Origin of the sequence: Paenibacillus sp. UASWS1643 (genome assembly GCF_008693195.1) — a bacterium.
Lineage (GTDB): Bacteria > Bacillota > Bacilli > Paenibacillales > Paenibacillaceae > Paenibacillus > Paenibacillus amylolyticus_B.
Genome location: NZ_VXKZ01000113.1, coordinates 206,495 through 218,942, shown reverse-complemented (window position 1 = coordinate 218,942; position 12,448 = coordinate 206,495). Strand labels below are relative to the sequence as shown.

General features: G+C 48.0%; 10 protein-coding genes. 8 read left to right on the top strand and 2 right to left on the bottom strand.

The features are described 5' to 3' along the window. Positions 1–19: 19 nt before the first annotated feature. The gene (locus FE296_RS21255; protein ID WP_150366221.1) at positions 20–1,714 is read right to left on the bottom strand and encodes a spore germination protein; all 1,695 of its coding nucleotides are present in this window, start codon (positions 1,712–1,714) and stop codon (positions 20–22) included. 350 nt (positions 1,715–2,064) lie between these two features. Here FE296_RS21255 and FE296_RS21250 point away from each other — a divergent pair, with 350 nt between their 5' ends. The 4 genes from FE296_RS21250 to FE296_RS21240 all read left to right on the top strand — a co-directional run bounded on the left by FE296_RS21250 (position 2,065) and on the right by FE296_RS21240 (position 6,646). Continuing rightward, entirely contained in the window at positions 2,065–3,873 is a 1,809-nt protein-coding gene (locus FE296_RS21250; RefSeq protein ID WP_150366220.1) for an ABC transporter ATP-binding protein, read from the top strand. After that, positions 3,854–5,692 (top strand): ABC transporter ATP-binding protein, encoded by a 1,839-nt coding sequence (locus FE296_RS21245; protein WP_150366219.1) that lies wholly within the window; start codon positions 3,854–3,856, stop codon positions 5,690–5,692. The genes FE296_RS21250 and FE296_RS21245 overlap by 20 nt, the downstream gene beginning before the upstream one ends. A gap of 345 nt (positions 5,693–6,037) precedes the next feature. Then, complete coding sequence (locus FE296_RS32905) at positions 6,038–6,238, top strand: hypothetical protein (RefSeq protein ID WP_190945412.1); 201 nt, start codon at positions 6,038–6,040, stop codon at positions 6,236–6,238. A gap of 72 nt (positions 6,239–6,310) precedes the next feature. Continuing rightward, on the top strand, positions 6,311–6,646 hold the full coding sequence (locus tag FE296_RS21240; RefSeq protein ID WP_150366218.1) for a hypothetical protein: 336 nt from the start codon (positions 6,311–6,313) through the stop codon (positions 6,644–6,646). 92 nt (positions 6,647–6,738) lie between these two features. Here FE296_RS21240 and FE296_RS21235 read toward each other — a convergent pair whose 3' ends face one another. Then, positions 6,739–8,388, bottom strand: a complete 1,650-nt coding sequence (locus FE296_RS21235) for a bifunctional metallophosphatase/5'-nucleotidase (RefSeq protein ID WP_150366217.1) — start codon at positions 8,386–8,388, stop codon at positions 6,739–6,741. Positions 8,389–8,646: 258 nt separating this feature from the next. On the opposite strand from FE296_RS21235, the gene FE296_RS21230 reads away from it, so the two are divergent. The 4 genes from FE296_RS21230 to phnE (FE296_RS21215) all read left to right on the top strand — a co-directional run bounded on the left by FE296_RS21230 (position 8,647) and on the right by phnE (FE296_RS21215) (position 12,272). Continuing rightward, on the top strand, positions 8,647–9,645 hold the full coding sequence (locus tag FE296_RS21230) for a phosphate/phosphite/phosphonate ABC transporter substrate-binding protein (protein ID WP_411860593.1): 999 nt from the start codon (positions 8,647–8,649) through the stop codon (positions 9,643–9,645). 178 nt (positions 9,646–9,823) lie between these two features. Continuing rightward, the gene (gene phnC / locus FE296_RS21225; RefSeq protein ID WP_062837418.1) at positions 9,824–10,621 is read left to right on the top strand and encodes a phosphonate ABC transporter ATP-binding protein; all 798 of its coding nucleotides are present in this window, start codon (positions 9,824–9,826) and stop codon (positions 10,619–10,621) included. Next, positions 10,618–11,469: a phosphonate ABC transporter, permease protein PhnE gene (gene phnE, locus FE296_RS21220; protein WP_124117240.1), complete on the top strand. Its 852-nt coding sequence runs from the start codon at positions 10,618–10,620 to the stop codon at positions 11,467–11,469. The genes phnC and phnE (FE296_RS21220) overlap by 4 nt, the downstream gene beginning before the upstream one ends. Then, a complete protein-coding gene (gene phnE, locus FE296_RS21215) occupies positions 11,466–12,272 on the top strand; it encodes a phosphonate ABC transporter, permease protein PhnE (RefSeq protein WP_100526573.1) in 807 nt (268 codons plus the stop codon). The genes phnE (FE296_RS21220) and phnE (FE296_RS21215) overlap by 4 nt, the downstream gene beginning before the upstream one ends. Positions 12,273–12,448: the final 176 nt, after the last annotated feature.

Below are 12,448 nucleotides of genomic sequence, written 5' to 3'. Positions count from 1 at the left end.
AATGAGATGCTCCTCTCCATTAATTGCTGCGCTTGGGGTCCTTGGGCTTAAGCACCCCGGGACGATATTTCATAAATTGCAAAGGCACACGAATCATGTAGTCTTTCCAGTCTCTCAAGGATTGGGGTACAGCCAGATTCACATAAGAGATACCGAAGCTTTTCAGCTTGAGCATATGAACGACCAAAAATAAAAAAGACATGATTACGCCGTACAATCCGAACATGGCAGCGCTGAACATGATCGGAAAGCGCAGCAGACGCATGGATAGCCCTGCGCTGTACATCGGCACCGCAAACGAACAAATGGCCGTCACGGAAACGACGATGACCAGAATGGGGCTGACAATACCCGCATCCACCGCGGCCTGTCCAATGATAAGTCCGCCCACAATTCCCATGGCAGGACCAATAGGTTTAGGAAGACGAAGTCCCGCTTCACGCAATACTTCGATGGCGCCTTCCATGATGAACGCCTCGATTAATGTCGAGAAGGGGACGCCTTGCCTTGTCCCGATAATGGATACAACCAGCTTGGTTGGGATTAGGCCAGGATGAAACGATATAAACGAAATGTACACTGCTGGGGCAAAAAGGGAAATTAACGTGGCTACAAAACGTAGGATACGAATCAGGGAGCTGGGGAGCCATCGTTCATAATAATCCTCTGGGGACTGTAACATCATGGCATAGGTCACCGGCATTAACAGCGCATAGGAAGATCCGTCCAGCAAAATGGCTACTCGGCCTTCCAGCAAGGCACCCATAACCCGGTCAGGGCGTTCAGTATTTTGAATCTGTGCAAATGGACTCAAAAAATTATCCTCGATCAGCTGTTCCACATACCCGTTCTCCAGTACTTCATCTACCTCAATCGTTTTTACGCGGCGTTTCACCTCTGCCACAAGGTCTTCATTGGCAATATCCTTAAAATACGTGACCATCAGCTGTTTCTGAACCCGTTTACCGACTTGGTAAGACACCATGGCAAGCCGATGGCTTTCCCCGTGTCTGCGCAGCATGGCCGTATTGTCGCTTAAGGTTTCCGTAAAGCCGATCCTGGGTCCGCGAAGAACGGCTTCCGAGACAGGTTCTTCTACAGAGCGAGTTTGTCCACGAGGGCTTCCCAACAGCAGGGCGCCTGGCATGCCCTCCATCAACAGCATGATGGAGCCGAATAAGACTTTGCGTAACGCTTGATGGACATCGACGACCCAATCGGTTTCCGAGATCAGCAAGACCTGCTTCACGAGGTAATCCTGCACCTTTTTATTCTTCCAATGCTCATCCTTTAAGGGTTCGTTCGCCCAGTCCAATAGGGGCTTTAATACATTCTGATCCAGTCCAGGTTTGTCGGTCAGGCCGTCCACAAAAAAAAGCACGGCTCGGGCCTTCACGTTTTCGAGATAAATGGACCTTTCTTTGATATCATCCATATCCAGAGCCACTCTTTTGAATTTGTCGAGATTCAGCTCATAGTCGCTGGTATAATGCAGCCCCCCTTCATCCGATTGCTGCCGGGTCTGACCCAGGTTTAATCCGAGTTCTTCTTCGGCTACCATCTCCTCTAATTTTTGCCTTCTTTGACTGTACCGCCCGTCAAATAGCTTAATTCGTCGTATGACAAGCAAAATGAGTAAAGGTGTAACAGTGAGAAAAAGGGCTTCAGCGATCGTACTCCATTCGGGTATGTGGTTCAGAATGAATTTCCACATATTGAGGCCTCCATTTCCAAAACAACCATTTTGTTTATATCATTACCAGAGATATCTAAATAATGTATGGACTGTCGCGCAACTTTGCGGATTTTCATGTGAGCCATTCGAAGCCTGGGCATCCGGCTCCGTATGTTTGTTGCAGATCGATGTTCCCTGGTAGCCCATTTCAGGTTAATAATGAGAAGGTAGAAGATATTAACGATTTGGTGGTGCAAAATGCGATATAATAATCGTATTGGGTGCGTGAAGTTTTACATAAATTTAACCAAAAGAGATTAACGGAGCTGGCTGCGTGGACACCAAAAAATGAGTCACGGTAACAAGCCCTCCGAGCCGGAGGAATGCTTATGATCAAGCTGTTGTACCACCTGAAGAAGTACCGAGTTGCCGCAATTGCAGCCCTGGTCATGATGTTAATTGAGCTGACGGTTGAGTTGGCTCAGCCTTACTTGATCTCCAAGATCATTGATAACGGGATTCAGCAGGGAGACCTGTCAGTCGTCTGGTTGTGGGGCGGCGTGCTCGTGGGCAGTGCTGTTGTGGCTTTTGCTGCCGGAATTGCAAGTTCGTTCTTTGCATCCCATGCGAGTTTGGGGTTCGGATACGATCTGCGCGAGAAGTTATATGAGAAAGTGCAAACGTTCTCTTATGCCGTATTCAATCGTTTTGCAACGTCGTCTCTGATTACGCGATTAACGGGGGATGTGACCCAGGTACAGGACACCGTCTTCATGAGTCTGCGCTTCATGACGCGTGTACCGCTGGTGGTGATTGGTAGCATGATTATGGCAGTGATCGTGAACCCGAGGTTGGGTCTGCTGCTGGTTGTCATGGTGCCTGTACTGCTCATTGTTGTGGTGTGGATGATCAAAAAGGCAGCGCTGCTGTTCCGCAATGTGCAGCGCAGACTGGATGCCGTCAATGGAGTCATCCAGGAGAATCTGACAGGCATCCGGCTGATCCGTGTTTTCGTACGGATGGGCCATGAGATTGAACGCTTTGCCGGATTCAGCGACAAGCTGATGAAAGGCACAATCTCCGCGCTGCGCCTGACGGAGACCACGATGCCGTTCATGCTGCTGATGATGAACGTTTGTATCATCGCCGTGTTATGGTTTGGACGAGTTGACATTGCCTCTGGTAATGCAACCGTGGGTGAAGTGGTCGCCGTCATTAACTACCTGCTTCGCACAATTGGTGCCATGTCTGCGTTGTCATGGATTCTGGTAACCTTCTCGAGAGCAAGCGCTTCGGCGCAACGACTGAATGAAGTGTTTAATACGGAGGATACATCGGAGACTGAACAGACGAAGTCGTTATCAACGTGTGCACCATCTGCTGGATCTATGACATCTTCGCATCTTCCGCAATCTGTATACCCAGCGAAGAAACAGCGGGCTGTGCAGGGAGCGGTTGAATTCCGCAGTGTGGGCTTCAGTTATCCGAATAGTGAAATTACAGTGCTGGATAACATCACATTCACGGCAAAAGCGGGGGAGCGTATTGCCATTATGGGAGCAACTGGCTCAGGCAAATCTTCGCTCGTACAGCTCATTCCGCGGTTATACACAGAGGATCAAGGAAAGGTACGGATTGATGGTGCTGATGCATCAGAGCTGGATCTGTCCATGCTGCGTGGTGCGATTGGTTATGTGCCTCAGGAGGTTGTCCTGTTTACCGGTTCCATACGGGAGAATATTGCCTGGGGCCAGGAAGATGCTACCTTGAAGGAGATCGTGGAAGCCGCAAAGCGCGCGCAGATCCATGAAACGATTGAGAAGTTACCAAACGGTTATGATACATTGCTGGGTCAACGGGGAGTTAATCTCTCCGGTGGACAGAAGCAGCGACTTTCCATTGCACGAGCACTGGTACGTAGACCAAGAATTCTGATTCTGGACGACAGCACAAGTGCGCTGGATGTAGCTACAGAAGGCAGACTGCTCGATGCGCTGGAGGAATTGTCGTGTACCACATTTATCATCACCCAGAAGATCAGTTCAACCACTTCGGCGGACCTGATTCTGCTGCTTGATGATGGACAACTCATTGGGCAAGGAAAACATGAAGACCTGATGGAGTCGTCAGAGCTGTATCGTCGAATCCATGAATCACAATACGGGGAGGGTGCACAGCATGTTCAAAGCATTCATTGAGCCTTTCCGTCAGCCGCCACCGCCGATTGATCCGGAGACGTTACGATCAGGCGGTAGTCGCAAACCCAAGGCACGGGCGAAGAACTGGTCAGGTACGCTAGGTCGTATCTGGACCTATCTGGCACGTCGCAAGGTTAAGCTGTCCATGGTACTGTTGATGGTGTTTGCCAGTTCCGCACTCGCTTTGCTAGGCCCCTACATGGTAGGAGTGGCCGTGGATGATTTCATCGCGGGTGAAGCCGGCTCAAGCTGGACTCGGTTTCTGATTGGATTAACCGCAGTGTATGTCTTGTTCTCTCTTACATCCTGGTTACAAAATATATGGATGATCGAAATTGCACAGGAAACCGTGTTCCGCATGCGGTATGATCTGTTCTCCCATCTGCACAAGCTGCCGATTCCATTCTTCGGTAAACGCCAGCAGGGGGAGATTATGAGCCGGGTGACCAATGATATCGAGAATGTCAGCGGTACGTTGAACAGCTCAGCGATCCAGATTTTCTCGAGTGTATTAACGCTGCTCGGAACGTTTGGGGTTATGCTCTGGCTCAGTCCGCTGCTGACCCTGCTTACCTTTATCGTTGTGCCTTTGATGGCCATCGGCATGCGTTGGATTACGCGCAGAACGGGACCGCTCTTCAAGGAACGGCAACGTAATCTGGGTGAACTCAACGGTTATATCGAAGAGACTTTATCCGGGCAGCGAATCATTAAGGCATTCTCCCAAGAGGAGCGTGTGATTCGCGGTTTTGAGGAACGAAATACCCGCATCCGGATTTCCGGTTTCTGGGCACAGACGATCTCCGGTTTTATCCCGAAACTGATGAATGGATTGAATAACCTGAGCTTTGCGATTGTGGCGGGCATCGGTGGTATTCTGGCGATTCAAGGTTCGGTTACAGTCGGGGTGATTATTATCTTTGTGGAATATGCTCGTCAATTCACCCGTCCGTTGAATGATCTGGCGAACCAGTGGAATACGTTATTGTCCGCGATTGCGGGGGCTGAGCGTGTATTCGAGGTGCTGGACGAAGATGAGGAAGCGAAGGATGAAGGGGCAGCGGTATCTCTGGACAAGGTAGAGGGAGCGGTTCGTTTCGACAAAGTATCCTTTGGATACGATGAAGGACGTAACATTTTGCATGACATCAGCTTTGAAGCCAAACCGGGTGAGATGATTGCCCTTGTAGGTCCGACCGGAGCGGGGAAAACAACATTGATTCAGCTGTTATCCCGTTTCTATGATCCGACAGGTGGCACATTAACGGTAGATGGTCGCGATATGACCACCATTCGGCGTGAGAATCTACGGTCACATATGGCATTTGTACTACAAGATTCATTTCTGTTTCAGGGTACGATTCGAGAAAATATTCGGTTTGGCCGTCTCGATGCGACGGATGAAGAGGTGGAAGCAGCCTCCCGGCTGGCGAATGCCCATTCTTTCATAGTGCGAATGAAAGACGGGTACGACAAAGTGCTCCATGCCGACGGAAGCGGCATTAGTCAGGGACAAAAGCAATTACTCGCCATTGCCCGGGCAATTCTGGCCGATCCATCCATACTCGTACTGGACGAAGCGACGAGCAGTATTGATACCGTCACAGAGATCAAAATTCAGGAAGGGCTGCAACGTCTGATGCAAGGCCGCACCAGCTTTGTCATTGCTCACAGGCTGAACACGATCCGTCAGGCAGATCGGATTCTGGTGCTGAAGGATGGGCATCTACTGGAGCAAGGCTCGCATGATGCGCTGCTGGAACAAGGCGGTTTCTACAGCGAGTTGTATTACAGTCAGTTGCGTAAAAAGGCGCAATAGTCATTTTGGATAATATGTGAGAAGGTTTCATTTTACAAAAAAAGAGCAGGGCTGGGGGCACGAAGCTCCTTACCTGCTCTTTTTTGCATATTGGTTTGAAGCATAAATGGATAATGGAGCCATGACGATATGTAAGCAGATGGATATAATGGAATAAGTTCGTTTTTAAGGGAGGTCAATAGTGAATTGAAAAATGAAAAAGTCGCGCACAGGCTTATTTTCTTCAATATCATCTATGCTATTACGCTTTTGCCGTATCCTTTTATATTGATAATGGGTCTATACACATATGTCTACAGTCAGTCGAGTAATTACCCATTGTTGGACATTATAACATCAGGCCTCATGGCTACGTATCCAATTGGTGTGTTAGTCTCGTTTATTTGTTGGGCGTTCTATCATTCCGGCAAATACAAATGGGCTGTGGCAACTGCCAATTTATTTCTGGTCTGGTTAGTTGCTTTTCTAATCGTTATCCTTATTTCTGACTATATTATGGCTTTCTTTTTGTTCAGTGGACAGGGTAGTGAAGTAGCAATAAAGTAAAATGATTCTTAGGGGAAAGATATGCTTCATACTAATGAAGTGATGCCTTAAAAGAGAGGAGGGCAATGCGGAATGGAATTCAAATTTGGGAATGCTGCTCTTCTTCTTCCCCCTTTACACATTACGATTATCGCAATCATTATTCTTTTCTTTCTGGTAAGGTGGAGCAAGCAATTAGAAACAAGGCGTTTTACGGTTTTCTTTTACTTTTTGATTAGTACGTTCATTACTCCAATTTATTCTCAAAGTACAACAAAAGGTGTCTTTGAGCTATGGATCCCTGCAGGATTTATTGTGGTTTTCTTATATTTGATTCGCAGTGAAAGAAATCATCCATCTAAAATGAAAGCGAGTATTCTAGGGTTTTCCATAGCCTTATATCAGTTAATTCTTCAATATATCGGATAACGGGATGGGACAGAATAGTTCAATAAGAACAAGTAAGCAATAGGTTGAAAACAAAAGAGCAGATCCTGATCACAGGACCTGCTCTTTCTCATTTAACTTCCAATAACTTTCCAGTTTTTCGCCTGCTCCACCGTTAACGGCTGGTGTCTGCGGATGTAATCCTCCACTAATGCAGCCATATCCGTAGCACCTTCGTGCAGTACCTTTTTGCCCGGATACATTGCATAATCCCCGCCGCCAGCAGCGCGGTAGCTGTTCATCACCACAGAGTACGTGCCATTCATGTCCATTGGCTTGCCTTCACGTTCCAACTTCATAACTCGACTGCCTACAGGTTGGGAGATATCCAGCTCGTATTCCATGCCAGCCCACATATCGTAATTATAATGTTGGGGTTTGGGTTCCATATAAGCCGGATTGACTGCCACCTCACCAGAAGCATTCACTTCAAAGTAACGAGCCGTTTGTTCCAGTGCCTCCCGGATATCCTGACCACTCAGCTCCAGCACCGTCAGAGTATTAGGATAGATGAAGTTGGATAACACGTCCCGAACGGTGATGTGACTCCCGAAACCGCGAGCTTCTTCACTCAGCATGGCGGTATTGGATAGCTCAGCCCCAGTCGCTTCCATCTGCACTTGATGTACAAAAGCAATGAATGGATGTGCCTTGAGTCGCAGGGCCGTAGCATTGGTGATGGATAAATCCCCAGCCACCTGGCCAATGGGTTGATCAAGCCATGCTTGTGCCTCAGTTTCCAGATCATCTGTCAGTTTCATGACGGTTGCATCAGGTTCAATCTCATTATGTTCCTCCAGAAGTAACAATCGAGCCTTCTTATCTGTAATCTGCCATTTCCCGCCCGATGATTGTTCCAACTGAACGGATACATGCCCCGCACCATTTCCGCTGAAGCCCGGCTGAATGACGGTTACACCATGAATATTAGCGGTAAGCTGACGATGCTGGTGTCCGGTAAGCAGCACATCGATCCCTTCGATTTCCCGGCAGATGGCATAACCTTGATTTTCTCCAGTTAACCGTTCGGCGGGCTCGCCTGTCTCCAGATCACTCTCAAATCCGCCGTGATAGCTGACAACCATTACATCTGGTTGTTCATACTCATGGATATAGCTAACCCATGCACGAATCGTCTCCAAGGCATCAAGGAACTGTAACCCCTCAATATTTTTCGGATGCTCCCAGTTTGGGATGTAGTGCGTAGTTGCGCCCAACAGGGCAATTTTGACACCCGTAGTCAAAGTTTTGATTAGATAGGGAGGACCGAAGGCAGGTAGACCTGCACCTGGTGGAAGATCTGTCCGAGATTCTGATCCGTTGGCTCTGTCGTGCTCACCATGAACAATATTGGCAGACAGCCATGGGAAATTGGAAGCGCCAACCGCTCCGTGCAAGAGATTCTGACCATAGTTAAACTCGTGGTTACCCATTACCGCAGCATCATAACCGAGTTCATTCAGTACAGTAATAAAAGGATGGGGGCCCTCAGCAGTTCCTTTCGAAGCTGCATAAGAGGCCAAGGGTGATCCTTGCAGCAGATCCCCGTTATCCACCAGCATCAGTTCAGGTGAACGTTCGCGTTCCTTACGAATCAGGGAAGCCAGCAGGGCAAGCCCAGCCGGGCGGTACGCATTGGTATTGTAATGAATGGGACGGATGGCCCCGTGCAGATCACTGGTGAACAGAATGTCGAAGCTTGCCGTATGGTGTATGGATGTCATTTTACAATCTCCTCTAATATATAAGTTCAGATATATGGAATTACCATAAAACGGAGAAGACAGAATAGGCTGAAGAACCGAAGTATATGCCGTTATCTCCGATGTTCTTCCTATATCTTCAACCATAATGAGCCTATTCTAACAGATACAAGTCCCGCTGACAGCCTGACAGGAAACTTTACAAAACTCCAAATTTCGTTTCACATCGCGCAAATATTTGGCAATTATAGTAGACAAGTACTGAAAAATAGAAACTCTTTGGAGGGTGTTCGTTTGAAGAAGTCTGCTTTATTTTTACCATTGTTGATTTTGGTTCTGTTTCTGAGTGCTTGTGGGTCTAGCAGTAGTACAACAGGTTCGGCTAACGGGGATAATGCGAGTCCGAATGCATCCGGTACGTCTACGGCAGAGACAGAGAAAGCTGTCGAAGGTTATGTGCCAACTGAATTGACGGTTCAATTTGTTCCTTCCCAGAATGCAGATACGCTTGAAGCCAAAGCGAAACCGCTGGAGAAGCTGCTTGGTGACAAACTGGGCATTCCGGTAAAAGTCAGCGTATCCACCGACTACAACACAATTATTGAAGCAATGGCTTCCAACAAAGTAGACGTAGGTTTCTTGCCTCCGACAGCTTATGTACTGGCTAAAGAAAAAGGCGCTGCGCAGGTTATTTTGCAAGCACAACGTTTTGGTGTAAATGATGAGACTGGAGCTCCAACAGAGCAACTGGCAGATTCATATAAATCCATGTTCATTGTGAAAAAAGATTCGCCGATTCAATCCATCGAGGACCTTAAAGGTAAAAAAGTCGCTTACCAAAACGTAACGTCTTCCGCAGGTTATGTATGGCCAGCAGGTCTGTTGCTGGACAGAGGGATTGATCCATTAAAAGATGTAACACCTGTAACGTTGAAAGGTCATGACCAAGGTGTTATCGCTGTATTGAACGGTGACGTTGATGCAGCAGCCATTTTCCAAGATGCCCGCAACACGGTAGCCAAAGACTATCCGACTGTATTTGAAGATACACGTGTACTGGCGTTCACTGAGCCTATTCCTAACGATACCATTGCCGTTCGTACAGACATGAATGCAGATTGGACTGCGAAGATCAAACAAGCCTTCATCGATATCGGTAAAGATACGGAAGGTCACCAGATCATCAAAGAAATCTATACGCATGAAGGTTATGTAGAGTCCGATGATAGCAAGTTTGAGATCGTTCGTCAGTATGGCGAAAAAGTGAAAGGTGAATAATTCTGATCCAAAAGTAGTTCGGGATCTGTTCACTTTGTAGTAGCTTTCTTGGATGGGAACAGCTTAATCGTAGCAATGGACAGGCCAGTTCAGCGTGATCTACGCTGCGCTGGCTTGTGCCATTGTAGCAAGCACTTAGGTATGGTTGATCATTATGAATGAAAGAAGGATTATTGCCATGATTGAGCTTCATAACGTTACCAAAACTTACGCTAACGGCACCAAAGGCCTGGATAATATTAATCTGAAATTTGAGCAGGGGGAATTCATTGCTGTAGTGGGTCTGTCGGGTGCGGGTAAATCAACTCTCCTGCGATCCATTAATCGGCTGCACGACATTAGTGAGGGCGAGATTCTGATTAATGGAAGTTCCATCACGAAGGCGCAAGGCAAACGGCTACGCATGATCAGACGTGACATCGGCATGATCTTCCAGAGTTTCAATCTGGTGAAACGGTCCAGTGTACTACGTAACGTACTCGCTGGGCGGGTTGGATATCATTCCACCATGCGAACCATTCTGGGTCGTTTTCCAAAAGAGGATATTGAACTGGCTTTCACTGCGCTGGATCGTGTGAATATCTCCGAGAAAGCTTACTCCCGTGCAGATCAGTTGTCTGGTGGACAACAACAGCGTGTGGCTATTGCCCGTGTACTGGCACAGGAAGCAAAAATCATTTTGGCCGACGAACCGGTTGCTTCACTTGACCCGCTTACAACAAAACAGGTCATGGATGACCTGAAACGCATCAATCAAGACCTTGGGATCACGACCATCGTCAACCTTCACTTTATTGATCTGGCGAGAGAGTATGCGACCCGTATTGTTGGATTGAGAGCAGGCGAGGTCGTATTCGACGGTCCGGTGGAAGAGGCAACGGATGAGCGCTTTGCAGAAATATACGGCAGACCGATTCTGGCTGACGAATTGTTGGACAAGCAGGCTGTGCATGAGCAGGGAGAAGTTGTGGTATGAAGGGGCAGTCCAACGTTCCATTTCAGAATTCAGGCGGAGTGGGGAAGGAACCTGGTTCCAGCCCGGCTCAGGTTGTAAATCGCCCAAAACCGCCTGGGCGTACGAAACATCTGCTCACCTTAGTTATCATTCTGCTCTTATTGTGGGCAAGTGCGAAACAGACGGATGCCAGTTTTACGGAGTTGTTTGAAGGTTTTCCCAACATGTTGGATCTGCTGAAGGAGATGTTCCCACCCCGGTGGAGTTACTTTGATAATATCGTGCAAGGCATGCTGGAAACGATCCGAATGGCCCTGATTGGGACAACCATTGGTGCGATTATTGCGATTCCGGTCTCGATCATCTGTGCCGGTAACCTGATGCCAAGTCGCTGGATCTACTATCCGGCACGTTTTCTGCTGAACCTGATTCGGACCGTGCCAGATCTGTTGCTTGCTGCTTTGTTCGTTGCTGTGTTTGGTTTGGGGCCAATCCCCGGAATCTTGGCACTGGCTGTGTTCTCGATAGGTCTGATTGCAAAGTTGACCTATGAGACGCTGGAAACCATTGATCAGGGGCCACTGGAAGCGATGACGGCTGTTGGTATGAATCGGATTCAGCTCATTGTATATGGCGTGGTGCCGCAACTGGCTGCCCAGTTCACATCCTATGTGCTGTATGCCTTCGAAATTAATATACGTGCTGCTGCCATTTTGGGACTGGTCGGAGCCGGCGGAATTGGACTCTACTATGAGGCCACACTTGGATTCCTGGAGTATGACAAGACTAGCGTAATTATTCTGTTTACCCTCGTTATTGTCCTGATCATTGATTATGTAAGTACTAAGCTGCGGGAGAAATTGCTATGATGAAAAATGAAACAAGCCGCATCCGGCCTAAACCACGGAAGAACCCGCTTCGCTGGGTCATTGTGTTACTGCTGATCCTTGTGTATGTCTGGGCCCTTGCTGGTGTACCTTTTACTGGTTTCAAGGAAACCGCTGCTCAGATTATGAAGGCCATTGTAGCCGGGATTTTCTCACCGGACTGGGAGTTTGTATATTTGCCTGAGGGAGAAGACCTGCTACGGGGATTGTTGGATACGCTGGCGATTTCCGTGCTGGGTACCGTAATCTCGGCTGTGCTCTGTATTCCATTTGCCTTCTGGTCTGCCCGTAACATGAGTGGACATCGTTCCATCTCGGGCGCAGGTAAAATGGTACTGAGCTTTATCCGCACGTTCCCTGAGATTATCATGGCCTTGTTGTTCATTAAGGCAGTAGGTCCCGGATCGTTCGCAGGCGTACTCGCCCTTGGATTACACTCCATCGGCATGTTGGGCAAATTGTACGCGGATGAAGTTGAGAATATCGACTATGGCCCATCTGAGGCGCTGCTTGCCTCCGGAGCCAATCGTATGCAGCAGTTGTGGTTCGCGATCCTGCCGCAGGTCATGCCTGGATTCTTGAACTATACGTTGTATCGGTTCGAGATTAATGTACGTTCCGCGACCATACTGGGTGTAATCGGTGCAGGGGGGATTGGTACACCACTGATCTTTGCACTCAGCACCCGGAACTGGCCGCGAGTAGGTATAATCCTGCTTGGTATAATCGTGATGATCACGATTATTGACTTGATCTCGGGGTATATTCGTAAGAAGCTGGTGTAAGGGTTAATGTCGAGCTACGAATATATTAGATGATAAATTAAGATAAGTTGATAGAGGAAGAAGAGAGGGCTATTCGGTGCCAGAATATTGGCAGGGATAGTCTTTTTTTGTGTCTGCAAAAAAACAACGGTGCATTCTTGTTGCTCAGCTAACCGTCGAGGAATAAGAGTATTCAA

Excerpts from the sequence above, each read along its gene's own strand:
- FE296_RS21245 (WP_150366219.1), top strand. The coding sequence starts at position 3,854 with ATGTTCAAAGCATTCATTGAGCCTTTCCGTCAGCCGCCACCGCCGATT.
- FE296_RS21240 (WP_150366218.1), top strand. The coding sequence starts at position 6,311 with ATGGAATTCAAATTTGGGAATGCTGCTCTTCTTCTTCCCCCTTTACAC.
- phnE (WP_124117240.1), top strand. The coding sequence starts at position 10,618 with ATGAAGGGGCAGTCCAACGTTCCATTTCAGAATTCAGGCGGAGTGGGG.
- FE296_RS21250 (WP_150366220.1), top strand. The coding sequence starts at position 2,065 with ATGATCAAGCTGTTGTACCACCTGAAGAAGTACCGAGTTGCCGCAATT.
- FE296_RS21235 (WP_150366217.1), bottom strand. The coding sequence starts at position 8,388 with ATGACATCCATACACCATACGGCAAGCTTCGACATTCTGTTCACCAGT.
- phnC (WP_062837418.1), top strand. The coding sequence starts at position 9,824 with ATGATTGAGCTTCATAACGTTACCAAAACTTACGCTAACGGCACCAAA.
- FE296_RS32905 (WP_190945412.1), top strand. The coding sequence starts at position 6,038 with ATGGCTACGTATCCAATTGGTGTGTTAGTCTCGTTTATTTGTTGGGCG.
- phnE (WP_100526573.1), top strand. The coding sequence starts at position 11,466 with ATGATGAAAAATGAAACAAGCCGCATCCGGCCTAAACCACGGAAGAAC.
- FE296_RS21255 (WP_150366221.1), bottom strand. The coding sequence starts at position 1,714 with ATGTGGAAATTCATTCTGAACCACATACCCGAATGGAGTACGATCGCT.